Origin of the sequence: Chryseobacterium soli, from assembly GCF_000737705.1 — a bacterium.
GTDB classification, from domain to species: Bacteria; Bacteroidota; Bacteroidia; order Flavobacteriales; family Weeksellaceae; genus Chryseobacterium; species Chryseobacterium soli.
Genome location: NZ_JPRH01000008.1, coordinates 253,082 through 270,194 on the forward strand (window position 1 = coordinate 253,082; position 17,113 = coordinate 270,194).

A 17,113-nucleotide genomic window follows, 5' to 3' on the forward strand; every position below is an offset into this window, starting at 1 on the left:
TATAACTATTCTTTTCTCTTTTTATCCCTTTTCATTAAGACATATACAGTCTCGAATACAAATTCTCATGCTGCATGCACCTGATATCGAAAGAAGTATTGCAAAGTCCTACCAGATCCCTTTCGAGTTCAATGGTTTCCAATACCGTTTTTTCCATTACGGAATACATTGAGAATAAAATATCCTGTCCGTCCAGCTGTCCGAGCGGAACCAGTTTTACGGCATTGGTGATCATTCCTGCCACAGAAGTATAATAAAATCCCAAAAGGGCTTCATGCAGTGGCATCTTCATCAATCCTGCATACATTCCAAATACGATACAGTAGTGGGAACTGGCTTCGCGGTTAGAAACTGCTTTTTCATAGGCTTCCATAAGCGGAAAATTTTCTTTTCTTTTGAAAATCTTAATCAGACGCAATCCCAGTTTCTGGCTTGCCTGGCGGATTTCTCTGGGACATTTCAAGGCATTGCATTCTCTGTCCAGTTCCAGGAGTAATGCTAAATCTTCATTTTGCACTGCCTCATAGGCCAGTTTTACAAAAGCCCCGTCATTGTATTTAAGGTTATGCTGAAGCATATTCTCTACAAATTCTTTAGCGGTTACTCTGTCGTGCACAATTTTTTTCTGTACATAGGTTTCTAATCCGTTAGAATGACTGTATCCTCCTATGGGCAACGTAGGATCCGAAAGATGTAAGAGTCCTGCCAGGAAATTCAAATTCATATTATTCATCTTTTGAGGAAGCCATTTTTAATATTTTAGTAAAAATCGTAGATCCCAGACTTCCGTGTCCATGAGGTTCTACATTGGATTTAAGAAGATTGAGCAGTTTCACATGGTGTCTTTCCGGAGCAAATCCGCTTGCCTCCAGCCATCTGTACATCGGCATTTCAAACGGCAGTAAAACTTTATCTTCCTGAATGAAAAGGGGAATATGTTTGTTTCCTATTTCATAACATACGGTTCCCATTTCCAGCATGGAAGAAGGTGACATCACAATGGCTTCGGTTTCCAGAACATTCACCACGATGAGCTTTTCTTCATTTTCGAAAAGAACATCTCCTTCTCTTAACCGCTGTCCTTCTCTAAGGAATTTAATGGCTATCTCTTCTCCCGATCGGGTCTTTTTCCTTTGAATCCTCTTAGTGCACTCAAACCATTCCAGGTCCAGATAATCAATTGATCTTCCGTTAGCGGGATGCTCTGAAAATGTACCTATCGTTTCATTTATAATCATTGGTCAGATTTTTTCTTGAAATTAAAATTCTTGGAAATTCCTACTCCAAATGCAGAACCGCTGATTCCTGCCACATAGGTTTTCGTCCATCCTTCGCCTTTCACTTTGGTCTGCAGCATAGAAAGTTCAGCAAACTTAAATTTCAATGCCCATCCGCCACCCATAAATATGGCGAATAAAGGATATGCTCTCAATCGGTATCCGTTAAAATCCTGCATGGAAGCTGAAACATCAGATAGCTTCTGTCCCCATACATAATGAGCGTCTACCTGACCTATCAGCGCGAAGTATTTTCCCAATGAAAAAGAGGGACTGTACCAGATTCCGGCTTCATTCTGTTTGTAGACTGTACGGTCATTCACCACATCTCTGGCATAGGCATAATTTACTCCGACCACATCATTATTATTGATAAAATATCCCACCCCTACCGGTACGCCTGCATTGGCACTGGTCCCTACCGAACTGCTGCTGCTCGATGGGGTGTTGGTTTTGGAATAGTCAAAGGAGCCGTAGATCATCCACTGTCCTTTAGGTCCGTCGTCGGTATCTTTAAGCCTCATTCCTCCCAGAAACTGGCCATTCATTGAAGCTGAAAACATCAGTAAGGCAGCTGCTGCAAAAGAAAAAACTGTTGTATTAAAGTATTTCATTTGATATCTTTTTAGGTAAGAAAGGCCCGGCTGTATTCCGAGCCTTTTTAAAAACTCTATTCTTTAGAAAAGGTAATAGAGCTGTGTTAGAGGAAGTTTTTCTGCCGGCTCACAGGTGATATAGTCACCGTCTACCGTTACTTTATAGTTTTCTGCATTGACCTCAATCAACGGTGTTTTATCGTTGTGAATAAGGTCTTTTTTAGAAATATTTCTACAGTTTTTGACAGGAAGGATCATTTTATCCAGTTTGTAAGAAGCAATGGCCCCGTTGTCTATAGAGATCTGTGATACAAAAGTGGCACAGGTACCAAATTTTGCTTTTCCATGAGCCCCAAACATACTTCTGTAGATCACAGGCTGTGGTGTAGGAATAGAAGCATTCGGGTCCCCCATTTTAGCGGCAACTACAAAGCCTCCTTTCAAAATCATTTCCGGTTTTACTCCAAATAATGCAGGTTTCCAGATGACTAAATCAGCAATTTTCCCTTCTTCAATAGAACCTACATATTCTGAGATACCATGTGCGATAGCAGGGTTGATCGTATATTTTGCCACATATCTTTTAGCACGGTAATTATCATTTTCAGTCCCTTCATCTTCTTTCAACGGACCTCTCTGCTCCTTCATTTTACTTGCCGTCTGCCAGGTTCTGGTTACCACTTCACCGGGTCTTCCCATTGCCTGAGAATCTGAACTCATGATACTGAATACTCCCATATCGTGAAGAATATCTTCCGCAGCGATCGTTTCCGGACGGATACGGGAATCAGCAAATGCCACATCTTCCGGGATATTTTTACTTAAATGATGGCATACCATTAACATATCAAGGTGTTCATCAATCGTATTGATCGTGTAAGGACGTGTAGGATTGGTAGATGCAGGGAGTACATTAGGATACATCGCAGCTTTAATAATGTCCGGTGCATGTCCTCCACCAGCGCCCTCTGTATGGAACGTATGGATTACTCTTCCGTTGATCGCTCTCATTGTATCTTCCAGGAAACCTCCTTCATTCAGCGTATCGGTATGAATCGCCACCTGAACATCATATTTATCCGCTACTTTTAGGGAAGCATCTATCGTTGCGGTGGTTGCTCCCCAGTCTTCATGAATCTTTACTCCTAAAGCTCCTGCTTCTACCTGCTCTTCGATAGGTTCTTCTGAGGAGCAGTTTCCTTTTCCGAAGAATCCTAAATTCATTGGATATTCTTCTGCCGCTTCAAGCATTTTCTGGATATTAAAACTTCCCGGTGTACAGGTGGTTGCATTCGTTCCGTCATTAGGACCGGTTCCACCGCCAATCATGGTGGTAATTCCGCTGTAGAGAGACGTATCAATCTGCTGCGGACAGATGTAGTGAATGTGGGTATCAATTCCTCCTGCAGTTACAATATATCCTTTTCCACCGTGTACTTCTGTAGATGCACCAATGATCATATTTTGAGATACACCGTCCATCGTATCAGGATTTCCCGCTTTTCCGATGCCTACGATTTTTCCGTCTTTAATTCCGATATCTGCCTTTACGATTCCCCAGTGATCAATAATCGTCGCTCCGGTGATACAAAGGTCCAGTACGCCTTCAGCTCTTTTTGCACTTACGTTCTGTCCCATTCCATCACGGACCGTTTTACCGCCTCCAAATACGGCTTCATCCCCATAATGGGTGAAATCTTTTTCTATTTCAATAATTAATTCGGTGTCTCCCAGACGGATTCTGTCTCCCGCTGTAGGTCCTAATATATTGGCGTATTGTTTTCTGTCTACGTGTAAACTCATCTTAGTGATTTTTAAAATTTAACTGTTCAGCTTTAGCAAGACTTTCTTTTTTCTGGCTATCGGAATCTACCTGTCCGTCTACCAGATTATTGAATCCCATTGCTTTTTTATTTCCTCCGATTTCCACAAGCACGACCTCTTTTTCTTCACCCGGTTCAAAACGCACTGCGGTACTGGCGACAATATTCAGCCTTTTCCCAAACGCCTTTTCACGGTCAAAGCTCATCGCTTTATTCACTTCGAAAAAATGAAAGTGGGAACCCACCTGAATAGGACGGTCGCCTGTGTTTACTACTTTTATGGTGACTGTTTCTCTGCCTTCATTGCAGATAATAGTTCCTTCTTTTACAAAAATTTCTCCTGGTATCATAATAGGATTGAATTTTAACGGATTGGGTTATGAACGGTTACAAGCTTGGTTCCGTCCGGAAAAGTTGCCTCGATCTGAACATCATGGATCATATCTGCAACGCCGGGCATTACATCGTCTATGGTAAGAATCTGTGCTCCTTCCTGCATCAGCTCTGCTACTTTTTTACCATCTCTGGCGCCTTCCAGCAGAAAGTGGCTGATTAATGCTATGGATTCAGGATAGTTGAGTTTAAGACCTCTGGCCTTTCTTTTAAGAGCAAGCTCGCCTGCCATGTGCAGCATAAGCTTCTCGGTTTCTCTTGGAGTTAAATGCATATTATTTTGTTTAAAGTTGAACATACGTTCTCCTGTCTGCCTTTATTCAAAGGCAAATGGAGGTATTGATAATTGCGTAAAAATGAAAATGGTCGTCCGGATCTGTATTGAATACAAATCACACGAATCCCATCAGTAAGGGAAGAAAAAAATTAACAGGCTATCTGTAAAGAATGATATAAGATATATCGGGGTGCTGCCGTATAGTTGTGATTTCGGATAGCACGGGGCTGTACATAAGAAGAATATACAGTGAAACAGAAACTGATGTATTCCTGAATAATTTGGGAATAATCAAATTTCACTTTTTCAAGATCATCAGAATCGGAATCAGAGTCATCCTGAATGGCTGACAGCGTATCCATTTCAATCGGATTCTGCTGATCCAGTTTTTGTACATGAATATTTTTCGAAACAGATTCAGAGAAAACCTGAACCGTATGTTTTTTCTGAGCAAACAAACCTGCACATACTGTTGCAAAAAACAGCATGAAGGAGAACAGGGTAATTTTATTTTTAGTGCTCATAATAATGAAGTAAAAGTAGACTAATCCCTAGCCCTCGCCTATCAAAAAGATCACTTAAAATGTTCAAAATCGTGACAAAACGAAATAACCCAAAATGGCTGACTGCCCATCAATCCTTTAAAGAAAGCCATCAGGGGGCTTTGCAAAGTATGACAGACAAACCACTCCATTTCTTTATTTAAAAGGTTCTTATGGAAATTTTTCACACTTAATTTTCAAAACAAGAATAAAAAACAGAAAACAATAGCTTTTTAATCATAAAAAAGAGCTTGTATTTAAACATAAAGGAGTCATAAAGTGTATGGAATTAAAAAGAAGCGTATTTTTTCTTTCCTTTAATTATCGTAAATTTGTATACTACATACTTTAAATAAAATAATAAAAATATGTCCAAAGCAATTTCGCAAGTACCATTTGCAGTAAATGAGCCGGTAAATTCTTATGTTCCGGGTTCTCCAGAAGTAAAAAGCCTTATCGCAACCTACAAAAAAATGTGGGCAGAGAAGATAGAAATTCCAATGGTGATCAATGGAAAAGAAGTAAAAACCGGTGATACGGTACAGCTTCAGTCTCCTCAGGACCATCAGCATGACTTCGGATTCTATCATAGAGGAACGATGCAGCATGTAGATGAGGCGATCAATGCAGCATTGGCTGCTAAAAAAGAATGGAATGAACTGGGCTGGGAGCACCGTGCTGCTATTTTCTTAAAAGCGGCAGATCTATTGGCTGGACCTTACAGAGATGTAATCAACGCAGCAACGATGATCGGCCAGTCTAAAAATGTACATCAGGCTGAAATTGACGCCGCTTGCGAATTCATAGATTTCCTACGTTTCAATGTAGAATTTATGACGGAAATGTATTCTGAGCAACCGGTATCTGATGCTGGTATCTGGAACCGTGTAGAGTACAGACCATTGGAAGGATTCTGTTTTGCAGTGACTCCATTCAACTTTACTGCCATTTCCGGAAACCTTCCGACTTGTATGGCAATGCTTGGAAACGTTGTGGTTTGGAAACCTTCCGACAAGCAGGTATATTCTGCAAAGGTGATCATGGATGTATTAACAGAAGCAGGTCTTCCTGCCGGAGTTATCAATATGATCTTTACAGATGGAAAAGAAACGGCTGAAAAAGTATTAGCTCACCGTGATTTTGCAGGACTTCACTTTACAGGTTCTACAAAAGTTTTCCAGGGAATGTGGAAAATGATAGGAGATAATATTCATAATTACAGAACATATCCAAGAATCGTTGGAGAAACCGGAGGAAAAGACTTCGTTATCGCTCATCCATCTGCAAATGTAGAAGCAGTAGCAACTGCTTTGGTAAGAGGTTCTTTTGAATATCAGGGACAGAAATGTTCTGCTGCTTCCAGAGCATATATTCCAAGATCGATCTGGGAAGATGTAAAAAAAGTAATGGAAACTCAGATCAATTCTATTAAAATCGGTTCTCCTGAAGATCCTTCTAACTTCGTGAATGCTGTTATCGACAAAAATTCATTTGAAAAATGCAAAGGATATATAGACAGAGCTCAAAATTCCAGTGAAGCTAAAGTGGTAATCGGTGGAAAATGCGACGATTCAAAAGGATGGTTCGTAAGTCCTACGGTTATTGAAACAACTAATCCTCAATACGAAAGTATGGTGGAAGAGATTTTCGGCCCTATCTTAAGTTTATATGTTTACGAAGATAAAGACTGGAAAGAAACATTGGCATTAGTAGATTCTTCTTCTCCATATTCATTAACAGGTTCTGTATTTGCACAAGACCGTTATGCGGTAAATGAAGCATTCAAGGCATTAGAAAATGCTTCCGGAAACTTCTACATCAATGATAAACCAACAGGAGCTGTGGTAGGACAGCAGCCTTTCGGTGGTGGTAGAGCATCAGGAACGAATGATAAAGCAGGTTCTAAAATGAACTTACTAAGATGGACATCTGTAAGAAGTATTAAAGAAACTTTTGTTTCTCCAAAAGATTACAAATACCCTTATTTAGGATAATCAATAATAATTATCATAGTATAAGCCCCGGATGTTATTCGGGGCTTTTTTTTGATTACAGCCACAATTAACAAAATTTAAGCTATTTTATTGATTTTTTGGCAGTTAACAAACCTTATTAGGAATAATTATTGAACTTTATATAGAACACCAAAAATAAAATTTGTTATGAAAAAGTTATTGTTATTAACCGCAGGTCTGGGATTACTGGCAGTAAGCTGCGGAACAAAGGAAAGTTCGATGCCATCCGGTAGCACAGATTCAACTGCAGCAACCAGTAAAACAATGTCCCCTGTAACCACAGATACGGCAGCCACAGCTACCATGAAGCCTGATACGATAAAGGTAGATTCTGCAGCTACTCCCGCAACCCGATAAAATATAATCTATTAATATGAAATTCACGGATGAAAGTTCTGTGGATTTTTTTTGCAGAATAAACATTAAACTACTATAAAAACATCAATATTTCTTATATTTGATTACATTAAAAAATTACTATGAAAAAACTATGGATCGGAGCCGTTTTAGGCGTACTTGTTTTAGGAAGCTGTGCTCAGAATAAAGAAAAAAGAGAAGAATTTAAAGACGAGCACGATAAAGATTCTTTAAGAAATAAAATGGGAGATTCTGCAGTAGCCAATTCAGAATATGCTCCTACAGACACTATCAAAGCAAATAGTAGAAAAGACAGTACAAAAACAAAATAACAAATCCGCAGAAAATTCTGCGGATTTGCACTTAAAAAAACTTGACTGAAAAAACCGGGCAATCATCCCCGATTGTATGGTATAGATCTATTAACCTAGGCTTATTCACCCAAATAGATAAATGTATTAACGACTAAATACGCAGACCTGTTGTCTAGTTTCATCCCCTGACCTCCTGTAGGAATAGTAGCTACTCCCGACAATGAATGGGTATGTGCTCCTGTAGTAGACGTCTTGTTAAGCATTCCGACTCCTCCCCATGAGCTAGCAACAGCAGTTCCCTGGTAATGACCGGATCCATTGTTTCCTACACTGGTACCGCCTACCAAATAACCGCCTTCATCAGCAGTATGAGCATGTGATCCCGCACTTTCTGCAGTACCACTCACAATCCCTATAAGATTAATATCCGGAAGATTGGAACGGGTAATCGATATATGATTACTTCCTCCTTCACTTCCTAAAAGCTCAGCTCCGACTCTTGTCTTTAAAATTCTATCTGTTGCGTCAGGCAGAATTGAAGTAAACCCTAATCCTGATGCAGAATTTTGTGCAGCAGCCGGAAGAGAAGAAATTGATCTTCCGTTAAGCAAATACCAGCCGTTATGATCGGTATCCTGCACAGAGTTTTTAATATCTCCTGCTGTTTGTACATTAAATTTTCTGGGATCTCCCGGCATCATTTTCTGCCAGACATTTCCATCAAAGTAATACAGGCCGGAAGAGGTCAGATTAGCTGTTTTGTTGCTCGCTACATTGACAGGTGCGGTTGCGTAGACGATTGTCCCTGCATGGCTGTTTACATATTGAGCATCTCCTGCCTTGATCTCATCTCCTGAAAGCCTTGGGGGTAATATTCCCTCAGCTGTGGATCCGTCGGTTCTCTTTGCGACGATATCCAGACTCGTAATTGGATTAGCTGTATTAATTCCCACCTGCCCGGAGACATAGCTTGATAATACAGATGCCAACACGACCGTTAAAGTTGTCTTCATCCGTTTAATTTGTTACTAGTTAAGGTTTCATGGTTGGCATAAAATAATGGCAGATATTTTATCCCGGCTAGTAGTTTCTTAGTTTTAGTGTTTAGGTCGGCTGTACAGAAGTTATCTTATGAAAGAAATATTTTTCCAGAAAAATTATAGCATACTGCAGTATGATTGTCGTTCTGTAAAGCTGGCGCAAATATATGACAACGACTATATTACCTGAAACAATAGGCTGTCTGTTTTCAGGAAAATGAAAAGAAATAAAGATTTAGGGCAAAAGCTCTATATTGATTTTCACGAAAATGAACAGATCGATCTTATTGATTATCAGAGCTGATATGCTTAATGTAGGCAGATGGAGAAAAATCAGTTACTGCTTTAAAGACGGATGCAAATTTACTATGGGAAGAAAAGCCGCATTCATCAGCAAGAATGCTGATCTTATACTGTCTGTATTTCTCATCATTAATCAGCTTGTCTACAATATAAGTAATCCTTAGACGATTGATGTAGGTTTTGAAATCTGCATTCTTATGCTGATTGATAACATAGGAAAGATATTTGGTATTGGTATTTAATTCTCCGGCAAGGAATGGCAATGACATATTTTTGCTGTTGTATAGAATTCCTTTTTCAAACTCCTCAAGAAGTTCCAATAATTTGGTTTCTGTTTCAGAGGTCATGATAGGTTCGTTTCTTTTCCTGGTGCTTTCATCATTTGTATCATCCATCTCTTCAACGGAAATATTTGAAAATTCATGATCATCAGGTTTGTTAAAAAATTTTTGAGGAGAATCTTTAACATAAACCCTGGTTCGAATGATATTTTTAAATTTTGAATGCTGTTTTTTTTGTTTTAATCTGAAAGATATGATCAGGCCAATCAACGCGGCACATAATATAATGATGACTGCATTTTTTGCAATATTTAGAGGTCCGCTGGTTTCATTCGATTTGAATGGGTTTTCCACTGTTCCGGCGAATTCACGGGTTCTTGCGCTGAGCCCATCGTAGGCTTTCATATATTTTCCGGCATACAGGGAAGCTTTGTAATTGTCTCCTGTTCCTTCATAATAATCATTGATATTAGAATACACCGCTTTTTTAAGCCTCAGACTTCGTGAAGTATCGGCAATACTTTCGGCTTTGTTTAAATAAAGGTCGGCATCTTTCCAGTTTTTCTGTTTTAAACGAATTCCACCCAATCCATTATACACCAATCCCAAGGTACAGGAACTTTTTTCCTTGAGCAGTTCTTCAGCTTTGCGGTAATAATTTTCAGAAACGGTATAGTCAACAAGTTTAAAATAAATGTCTCCCAGCAGCTGGTAAGAAGCCGCCCGGGTTTTGTCTTCCCCTTTTATATTTATTTTTTCAAAAGACTGTAAAGAACGTTCGATATACAGCACGGCCTGGGAATAATTCCCGGTTTCTATTTCGTAATAGGCCATTTCCTGATTTAAAATTCCCACTAACTCGTGCTTTTTTGGAATGTCAGCTATTCGCGGGGCAGTGTCCAGGCCTATCAGAATATATTTTTTTGATCGTTTATAAAGACTGACCTGACGGTATTGCCTGGCTAAAAAGATATCTACATGAGCAGCCCATTCAGGATTATCGATCTGGTTGACTAAAGAATTTGCGTTTTCTCCAAAACACAGCGACTTTTTCAAATCACCTGCTTTGTGGTAAAGCTGTGCGGTAAGCAGTAAACTTTTTACTTCATCCAAAGGATTTTGAGCAGACTTATACAAAGAATCTGCAGTTTTTAATGCCTTGGAAAGGTCTTTATGAGAATCGAAGGCAGAGGTTCTTTCACAGATTTGATCGAAGCGGCTTATCTTCTGAGCAGAAATAGAGACAGCGGTGATCAACAAAAACACAAGTTTCAGTAAACTTTTAGACATAAAAAAATAAATTATTATTTTAATTTTATAATAATTCATCATTTTTCACTGGTGTCTTTTAGTTTTTGCAAAATTACGAATATTTTAGTTTTTATGGTAATGTTTTATTAATAATTAATTATTTCAGTGTACAATTACAATACTTATAGAATTCAATTACAGAGATTCGCATAACAATGGATTATTTTTCACATTCCTTTAGATTTTTCGTAACTATTTTATCTAAGGGACGACTGATGTATTAACATAATTATTACATTTGTAACGAGAAAAAGTATTTATGAAAAAATTAGCAATAATCTCTTCTTTATTTATAGGAATCCTGGCCTTTGCGCAGGGAATTAAATTTGAAGACAGCAATTTTGCCGCTATTCTGGCAAAAGCAAAAAAAGAAAATAAACTGGTATTCATTGATGCTTATGCATCCTGGTGCGGACCGTGTAAACTGATGGTGAAAAATATTTTCCCTCTGAAAACGGTAGGTGATTACTACAACGGCCACTTCATCAATGCAAAAATAGACATGGAGAAAGGAGAAGGAATAGGATTAGCCAAAAAATACAATGTTAAGGCCTTCCCTACTTACCTTTTCATCAACGGTGATGGTGAAGAAGTGCACAGAACGCTTGGATATGTGGAAGAAAATGATTTCATCCAGTTTGCAAAAGATGCAGGAGATCCGAACAAAAGACTTACCTCTTTAAAGCAAAAATTTGAAAACGGTGAAAAAGATCCTGAATTTTTAAAGAACCTTGCAGGACTTACCTTGTACAATGATGCAGAATTTTCCGGAAAAGTATTGGATCGTTATTTCCAGTCCAAAGAAAGTTTAGATCAGGAAGACGTACAAATGCTGCTTGCGGGAACTCAGAGTTCAGAAGGCCCATTATACAAAATCTTCAAAGCAAGAAAGCCTGATATTGTTAAAGTGATCGGTGATAAGTATGACAAATTTGATAAGAACATCAATCTGAATACGATTCTTAAAAAATCATACAATGCAGATACAAAAACATGGAATGACAATTATTTCATGACTGAATCTCAAAAATTTCTAACTAAAGAAGAAGCGGAAAAAACACTGAAAAGAGTAAAAGCCAGCAGAGCCTTAAAGGATAAGGATATTGCGACTTACGAGAAGCTTACTTTGGAACTTTATAAAGATTACGGTGCTGCAAGTTCTGAAGAACTGAATTCATTAGCATGGAACTTCTTCGAAAATGTAAACACAAAATCTTCTCTGGAAAAAGCAGTGGCCTGGGCTCAGGAATCTGTAAAGAAAGATCAGAACTATGCCAATACAGATACATTGGCTAATCTTTACAATAAAGTAGGCGATAAGAAGAACGCTAAAATGTGGGCGGAAAAATCTATTGAACTGGCTAAAAGCACAGGTCAGGATTCCGGAGATACGGAGAAATTATTGAAAAGTCTTTAATTATTGACCATAACAGCACAAAAAGCCGCAGAGATTCAAGAATCTCTGCGGCTTTTTTATTTATCGTTCTGGAAGACTAATTTGCGATACTTCCTATATATATATTAATACTGGAACAGTACACTTCCCCAGGTAAATCCACTTCCAAAGGCAGAAAGAAGAACGAGATCGCCTCTTTTTATTTTACCCAGTTCAATGGCTTCGCTTAAAGCAATAGGAATAGATGCTGCGGTTGTATTTCCGTATTTTTGGATGTTATTGTGGATCTTTTCGTCCGGAAGTCCGAATTTCTGCTGCACAAACTGGGCAATTCTTAAATTCGCCTGATGCGGAATGAACATATCAAGATCTTCAATCGTTTTTCCGGCTTTATCTAAAGCTTCCTGCATGGTTTCAGGGAATCTTGTTACCGCATGTTTGAATACGAAGTTTCCATTCATAATAGGATATACTTCTTTATTGGTCACATTTTCAGGCTCTTTTCTCATCCTGTCGCTCCATCCGTACTTAGATCCCGGGAACTGCGTACACAGTTCATCTGCATACTTTCCTTCAGAGTGCATGTTAACGGCTAAAATATCGCCTGCATTTTCATCTTCGGTTGCAGAAAGGATAATCGCTCCTGCACCATCTCCAAAGATTACAGAAACTCCCCTTCCTTCATCAGAAAAATCCAATCCAAAAGAGTGGACTTCCGCTCCAACAACTAAAATATTTTTATACGTTCCTGATTTGATAAAGGCATTGGCAACACTCACCGCATAGACAAAACCGGAACATTGGTTTCTTACATCTAAAGCACCAATGGTATCGCAGCCCAGCATATCCTGAAGCAATACTCCACATCCCGGAAAGTAATAGTCAGGAGAAAGGGTGGCAAAAACAATATAATCTATGTCTTTAGGGGTTAAACCTGCACTTTCTAAAGCTTTTTCAGAGGCTCTGAACCCTAAATATGCTGTCGTTTCCTGTGCATCATTTCTATTTTTCCTGTGTCTTCTTTCCTTAATACCCGTTCGCTCCGTAATCCATTCGTCATTGGTGGTCATTAATTCTGCTAAATCATCGTTCGTAACAACATTATCCGGCACATGAAATCCGATTCCTTTTATTGCACTTTTAATCATATAGTTTTTTAATTTTGACAAAGATAAAATTATTTAAAACATAGCATTTCAAAATATTAGTATTTTTACTTTATGCCGATCGACACTATATACCGAGATTCCCACTGCGAATGGGTAGACGTAGAATCCCCTACAATAGAGGATTTGAAATTTCTTCATGAAAGATATGAAATCAATAACCTCATGCTGGAAGATACTTTAGATCCCAACCACCTTCCCAAATACGAAGAAGACGGAGGAGTAAAGTTCTTTCTCCTTCGCGAAAGTACGGAGCTGGAAAGGAAAAATCTGAATACCATCAGCGATATCAGTACCAAAATCGGGATTTTTCTGGTAGATAAAACCATTATTACCATCCACAGGATGAAAACCCGCAGCATTGCCGAAACCAAGAAACAGCTTTCCGCTTTACAGAAAGACACTGCCGCTGAAAAAATTGCTTTAATGATTGCCCTGCTTATTATGAAAAGTTTCGATGACGAAGCCATAAGCTTAATGGAAACTATGGATAATATAGAAAACGAAATTTTCCTGAAAAACACCAATCATACGACTCAGATCCGAAGATTATACAAATTAAAAAGAAAATCCGGGCTTAATTCCCGTGTTCTGACCATTTCTACAGATGCAGTGGATAAATTTAAACTGCTGGGACTTCAGGATTCTGAAGTGGTGGATTTAAAAGATAAACACAAAGATGTTGTCGCCGATTTCGATCATTTAAACCTGCAGATCACCAACCTTATTTCGATGTTCCTGGCCCTCTCTGATCAGAAAGCCAACCAGGTGATGAAAGTACTGGCCATTTACTCGGTTTACTTTTTACCCATTACCTTTATTGCAGGGGTGTACGGGATGAATTTCGATAATATGCCGGAACTGCATCATAAAAGCGGATATTTCCTCACCTTAGGTTTCATGGCACTTATTGTGGTTTGTACCTTTATTTATGCAAGAAGAAAGCAGTGGTAGATGGGATTTTAGATTTTAGATTTTAGATGTCAGACACCAGATATCAGATATTAGATATTTGACGATAGAGAATGAAGAACAGAGAACAGAGAATAAGAGACAAGACCTAAACACTAAAAAAACAACACCAAATACTAAAAACCAACAACCGAAAACCATCAACTGACAACCAATAACCAATTCACAGCCCATGAAAACTGATATTCTTACTAAAATTCTGGAGGAAGATGTCCTGTCCAACGCTTCTAAAGAAAAGCTGAAAGCCTTGCATGAGAATATTTCGCTCAAAGAATTTTCTGATCTTTTAGACCACCACGGAAACCAGTATGTAGAATTTGTACAGGAAGGTGGCGGAGTCTGGGGAAGTGCATTGGTGGGATATCTTTATGGTTTGGAAATGTTTGGCATCCGTTTTTTGAAAGTAGCAGGAACCAGTGCGGGAGCAATCAATACCATGTTGATTGCTGCCTGCAAAACAAAAGAAGAGGCCAAAAGTGAAGTGATCAAAGATGTTCTTTTCAATCTGAATTTCGCTGATTTTATGGACGGCAAACCTTATGTAAGGACGACGCTTCATTCTATGCTTAACAATAAAAATTTCCTGAAAATCAATGCTGTTATATTAGCAGTTATTATGATTATTCTGGTTATTATTCCTTTTGCGACTCCTTCAAAAACGACGTTGGAGGCCAAGCTCCTTTTTTTGATTCCGCTGATCCCGGCTATTATTGCTTTTTTCTGCTTGAAAAAGTTTTACACTGATTTTAAAAAACAAAACAGCGGCCTTAACCCGGGAGATGTTCTTTTACATACCATGAAAGACATTTTGGATGGCTTCGGAGTAAAAACAGTTGCCAATCTCAACGAAAAATTCATCCAAAAAGAATATGACCTCAACCTCAATTACCGTTATGGAAACGGCCACGAATATTATACGTTGGCTCTGGCCAGTATAGAAAAAATCAAAGCTGCGAATCTGGAACATATTGATGTAACCCGCTATAAAATATTCTATGAAAGTGCTGTGAATAACGATTATTATAAAAACAATCCTTTCTATCAGCTAAAATCAGAATATATTGTCATTACCACTGATATCAATGCCAAAATAAAGGTTGAGCTTCCTACGATGGCCAATTTATATTGGTCTGAAGAAGAGTTGAAACACGTCAGCCCGGCAGAATTTGTACGCACTTCGATATCCGTACCTTTCTTTTTTGAACCTTTCCAGAAGAGGATCGATAAAGATGACAATTCGGTGAAGTATGCCTGGAAATTCTGGATGAATACAAAACCAGAAGACATCTACCCTGCCGGAGTTTTTATAGATGGCGGCAGTATTTCGAATTTTCCGATTGACCTTTTTCATGCGAGTGATGTTTTTTATCCGAGATTGCCTTTATTTGGAATACAATTAACCAGTGATTCTGAAATCAGTGCTGAAAAAATTAAAACCAGTGAACAAATTATGAAAACGCCGTTTTCCTACGCCGGGAATATCATCGGTACACTGAAAGGCTTTAATGATAAATCGTTCCTGACCAAACATAGCTTTTACCAATTGTTCAGTATACAAACGGTCAACTGCGGAACGAGCAGCTGGCTGAATTTTTTCATGAAAAGGGAAGAAAAAGAAGATCTTTTCAACAGGGGATTTCATGCAGCCTTGGATTTTCTTAACCAATTCGACTGGGAAAAGTACAAATATGAACGCATGATGCTTTCAATGAAAGAGAAAAAAATATTGAAGGAAGCAGATACACCTACGGTAGGATAAGGAATTTTGAGTATTTTTAACGCTTCAAAATCCGTGAAAATGAAAAAAATAATCATCCTCAGCTTTCTCATAGCAATTACATTTTTATCTGCTCAGGAAAAAACCATAAAAGAATTCAGGAAGGATTTTGAAAAAGCAATAGATACAGAGTTTACTGAAGAGCAACTTAAATACATTATTCAGGGATTATCCTCTTATTTTAACACCACATACTGATACTACACAATTAATTTCAGCATTAGAAGGAAGTAATCCAAGTGATTATTCTATGCTTACCTTTAAAGAAGATCCTCTTTACACACAAAATATTGACCGTCTGTTGGGATCTCAAAATCAAAACCAAAGGATTTTTTCTTATTTATTGGTTGCCTCTGCTCAGGATCATTCTAAAGAGCAGCTGCTGTTGGAAAAAATTAAAACAGAAAATACGCCGGGCACTCTTCTATGGTCCGGCATGGCTTTATTGAGTTTACAAACCCATCATACAGATGAGCTATTCGATTTTCTGGTAAAAAATGAAGATTTTGGTGATGCGCATATGCTTCCTATGTATTTTAAACTTAACAAAGATTCTTTGCAAAGCACAGCTTATAAAAAAATTGACAGTAATGATGATAAGTCTAAAATATTAGCGGTACAAATTTTATCCTTAACCGGGAATACTCCTAAAACAGAAGAGTTGGTAAGAAATGCTGTAAAAAACTGGGATATTAACCTTAAGGGATATGCCATTTATACATTGGGGGAACTTCAACTGCCTCATGTTCTCCCATTGGTTCAACCCTTATTACAAGATCAAAAAGTTAGAAATATTTCTTTACGAGCACTAGCCAACAGCCCCACAAAAGAAGACAGAGCATATATTGCTTCAGCGGTCAGTACTAAAAAAGCATTTGATGAAGATATGATGAATGCTCTTTTTCAATCTAAAAATATAGAGAATATCAAACTCTGGCTTTCGGTAATACAAATAAAAAATCCGCCGAAAGATTATTATTTTTCTGTCTCCAGCCAACCGCTGATTGCAAGTGATGAAGTGCTTAAAGACCTTCACAATGCCCTCCGAAATATAAAGAATAAGAGTGTTCTGGCGGAATTGGTAAGAGCCCTGCAGGAAAGGAATGATGATGAAAGTGTACGCATCATGCTTGATTTATTAAAAAACCCCAGTTCAACAGTCAGATATTGGACTGCTGCAACCCTACAGGACAATCCCAATTCTATTCTTACTACCCAAGAAAATAAGAAACTGATAAAAAAAGGATTGGAAGATGGAAACTCTGTTGATTAA

18 protein-coding genes are annotated in these 17,113 nt (G+C 38.3%); 8 read left to right on the top strand and 10 right to left on the bottom strand.

All coding sequences use genetic code 11. From position 1 onward, the window contains the following. Positions 1–34: 34 nt before the first annotated feature. The 7 genes from IW15_RS17490 to IW15_RS17520 all read right to left on the bottom strand — a co-directional run bounded on the left by IW15_RS17490 (position 35) and on the right by IW15_RS17520 (position 4,890). Complete coding sequence (locus IW15_RS17490) at positions 35–724, bottom strand: urease accessory protein UreF (RefSeq protein ID WP_034714124.1); 690 nt, start codon at positions 722–724, stop codon at positions 35–37. A 1-nt stretch (position 725) separates the two neighbouring features. Beyond that, complete coding sequence (ureE, locus tag IW15_RS17495; RefSeq protein WP_034713973.1) at positions 726–1,238, bottom strand: urease accessory protein UreE; 513 nt, start codon at positions 1,236–1,238, stop codon at positions 726–728. After that, a complete protein-coding gene (locus tag IW15_RS17500; protein ID WP_034713975.1) occupies positions 1,235–1,891 on the bottom strand; it encodes a hypothetical protein in 657 nt (218 codons plus the stop codon). Before IW15_RS17500 ends, ureE begins: the two co-directional genes overlap by 4 nt. Positions 1,892–1,954: 63 nt before the next feature. Further along, positions 1,955–3,676, bottom strand: a complete 1,722-nt coding sequence (gene ureC, locus IW15_RS17505) for an urease subunit alpha (protein WP_034713978.1) — start codon at positions 3,674–3,676, stop codon at positions 1,955–1,957. Between the two features lies 1 nt (position 3,677). After that, positions 3,678–4,046 carry an urease subunit beta gene (gene ureB, locus IW15_RS17510; RefSeq protein WP_034713980.1) on the bottom strand — a complete coding sequence of 123 codons (369 nt, stop codon included), beginning with the start codon at positions 4,044–4,046 and terminating at the stop codon, positions 3,678–3,680. Positions 4,047–4,060: 14 nt separating this feature from the next. Continuing rightward, positions 4,061–4,363 (bottom strand): urease subunit gamma, encoded by a 303-nt coding sequence (ureA, locus tag IW15_RS17515; protein WP_034714126.1) that lies wholly within the window; start codon positions 4,361–4,363, stop codon positions 4,061–4,063. A gap of 152 nt (positions 4,364–4,515) precedes the next feature. Next, positions 4,516–4,890 carry a hypothetical protein gene (locus tag IW15_RS17520; protein WP_034713982.1) on the bottom strand — a complete coding sequence of 125 codons (375 nt, stop codon included), beginning with the start codon at positions 4,888–4,890 and terminating at the stop codon, positions 4,516–4,518. 386 nt (positions 4,891–5,276) lie between these two features. Between IW15_RS17520 and pruA the strand changes: the two genes are divergently transcribed. From pruA to IW15_RS17535, 3 genes are all read left to right on the top strand, one after another. Next, positions 5,277–6,902 (top strand): L-glutamate gamma-semialdehyde dehydrogenase, encoded by a 1,626-nt coding sequence (gene pruA / locus IW15_RS17525; protein ID WP_034713984.1) that lies wholly within the window; start codon positions 5,277–5,279, stop codon positions 6,900–6,902. A gap of 168 nt (positions 6,903–7,070) precedes the next feature. After that, positions 7,071–7,280, top strand: coding sequence for a hypothetical protein (locus tag IW15_RS17530; RefSeq protein WP_034713986.1), 210 nt, complete (start codon positions 7,071–7,073; stop codon positions 7,278–7,280). Between the two features lie 122 nt (positions 7,281–7,402). Next, positions 7,403–7,612 (top strand): hypothetical protein, encoded by a 210-nt coding sequence (locus IW15_RS17535; protein ID WP_034713988.1) that lies wholly within the window; start codon positions 7,403–7,405, stop codon positions 7,610–7,612. A 101-nt stretch (positions 7,613–7,713) separates the two neighbouring features. On the opposite strand, the gene IW15_RS17540 is transcribed toward IW15_RS17535, so the two are convergent. Both IW15_RS17540 and IW15_RS17545 read right to left on the bottom strand, forming a co-directional pair. Continuing rightward, entirely contained in the window at positions 7,714–8,607 is an 894-nt protein-coding gene (locus IW15_RS17540; RefSeq protein WP_034713990.1) for a hypothetical protein, read from the bottom strand. A gap of 311 nt (positions 8,608–8,918) precedes the next feature. Then, positions 8,919–10,508: an AraC family transcriptional regulator gene (locus IW15_RS17545; RefSeq protein WP_165585219.1), complete on the bottom strand. Its 1,590-nt coding sequence runs from the start codon at positions 10,506–10,508 to the stop codon at positions 8,919–8,921. A gap of 280 nt (positions 10,509–10,788) precedes the next feature. Here IW15_RS17545 and IW15_RS17550 point away from each other — a divergent pair, with 280 nt between their 5' ends. Then, complete coding sequence (locus IW15_RS17550) at positions 10,789–11,946, top strand: thioredoxin family protein (protein ID WP_034713994.1); 1,158 nt, start codon at positions 10,789–10,791, stop codon at positions 11,944–11,946. A gap of 104 nt (positions 11,947–12,050) precedes the next feature. Here IW15_RS17550 and IW15_RS17555 read toward each other — a convergent pair whose 3' ends face one another. After that, positions 12,051–13,073 (bottom strand): 3-oxoacyl-ACP synthase III family protein, encoded by a 1,023-nt coding sequence (locus tag IW15_RS17555; RefSeq protein WP_034713997.1) that lies wholly within the window; start codon positions 13,071–13,073, stop codon positions 12,051–12,053. A 72-nt stretch (positions 13,074–13,145) separates the two neighbouring features. Here IW15_RS17555 and IW15_RS17560 point away from each other — a divergent pair, with 72 nt between their 5' ends. The 4 genes from IW15_RS17560 (at position 13,146) to IW15_RS17570 (ending at position 17,113) form a co-directional block, all read left to right on the top strand. Next, positions 13,146–14,045: a magnesium transporter CorA family protein gene (locus IW15_RS17560; protein WP_034713999.1), complete on the top strand. Its 900-nt coding sequence runs from the start codon at positions 13,146–13,148 to the stop codon at positions 14,043–14,045. A 190-nt stretch (positions 14,046–14,235) separates the two neighbouring features. Beyond that, a complete protein-coding gene (locus IW15_RS17565; RefSeq protein ID WP_034714001.1) occupies positions 14,236–15,822 on the top strand; it encodes a patatin-like phospholipase family protein in 1,587 nt (528 codons plus the stop codon). A gap of 39 nt (positions 15,823–15,861) precedes the next feature. After that, the gene (locus tag IW15_RS22880) at positions 15,862–16,038 is read left to right on the top strand and encodes a hypothetical protein (protein ID WP_165585220.1); all 177 of its coding nucleotides are present in this window, start codon (positions 15,862–15,864) and stop codon (positions 16,036–16,038) included. Positions 16,039–16,090: 52 nt separating this feature from the next. Beyond that, the gene (locus tag IW15_RS17570; protein ID WP_034714003.1) at positions 16,091–17,113 is read left to right on the top strand and encodes a HEAT repeat domain-containing protein; all 1,023 of its coding nucleotides are present in this window, start codon (positions 16,091–16,093) and stop codon (positions 17,111–17,113) included.

Bases quoted from the DNA above. Each gene is read 5' to 3' on its own strand.
- IW15_RS17500 (WP_034713975.1), bottom strand. From the start codon at position 1,891: ATGAAATACTTTAATACAACAGTTTTTTCTTTTGCAGCAGCTGCCTTA.
- ureA (WP_034714126.1), bottom strand. From the start codon at position 4,363: ATGCATTTAACTCCAAGAGAAACCGAGAAGCTTATGCTGCACATGGCA.
- ureE (WP_034713973.1), bottom strand. From the start codon at position 1,238: ATGATTATAAATGAAACGATAGGTACATTTTCAGAGCATCCCGCTAAC.
- IW15_RS17545 (WP_165585219.1), bottom strand. From the start codon at position 10,508: ATGTCTAAAAGTTTACTGAAACTTGTGTTTTTGTTGATCACCGCTGTC.
- IW15_RS17550 (WP_034713994.1), top strand. From the start codon at position 10,789: ATGAAAAAATTAGCAATAATCTCTTCTTTATTTATAGGAATCCTGGCC.
- IW15_RS17570 (WP_034714003.1), top strand. From the start codon at position 16,091: ATGCTTACCTTTAAAGAAGATCCTCTTTACACACAAAATATTGACCGT.
- ureC (WP_034713978.1), bottom strand. From the start codon at position 3,676: ATGAGTTTACACGTAGACAGAAAACAATACGCCAATATATTAGGACCT.
- IW15_RS22880 (WP_165585220.1), top strand. From the start codon at position 15,862: ATGAAAAAAATAATCATCCTCAGCTTTCTCATAGCAATTACATTTTTA.
- ureB (WP_034713980.1), bottom strand. From the start codon at position 4,046: ATGATACCAGGAGAAATTTTTGTAAAAGAAGGAACTATTATCTGCAAT.
- IW15_RS17535 (WP_034713988.1), top strand. From the start codon at position 7,403: ATGAAAAAACTATGGATCGGAGCCGTTTTAGGCGTACTTGTTTTAGGA.
- IW15_RS17555 (WP_034713997.1), bottom strand. From the start codon at position 13,073: ATGATTAAAAGTGCAATAAAAGGAATCGGATTTCATGTGCCGGATAAT.
- IW15_RS17490 (WP_034714124.1), bottom strand. From the start codon at position 724: ATGAATTTGAATTTCCTGGCAGGACTCTTACATCTTTCGGATCCTACG.
- IW15_RS17565 (WP_034714001.1), top strand. From the start codon at position 14,236: ATGAAAACTGATATTCTTACTAAAATTCTGGAGGAAGATGTCCTGTCC.
- IW15_RS17540 (WP_034713990.1), bottom strand. From the start codon at position 8,607: ATGAAGACAACTTTAACGGTCGTGTTGGCATCTGTATTATCAAGCTAT.
- IW15_RS17530 (WP_034713986.1), top strand. From the start codon at position 7,071: ATGAAAAAGTTATTGTTATTAACCGCAGGTCTGGGATTACTGGCAGTA.
- pruA (WP_034713984.1), top strand. From the start codon at position 5,277: ATGTCCAAAGCAATTTCGCAAGTACCATTTGCAGTAAATGAGCCGGTA.
- IW15_RS17560 (WP_034713999.1), top strand. From the start codon at position 13,146: ATGCCGATCGACACTATATACCGAGATTCCCACTGCGAATGGGTAGAC.
- IW15_RS17520 (WP_034713982.1), bottom strand. From the start codon at position 4,890: ATGAGCACTAAAAATAAAATTACCCTGTTCTCCTTCATGCTGTTTTTT.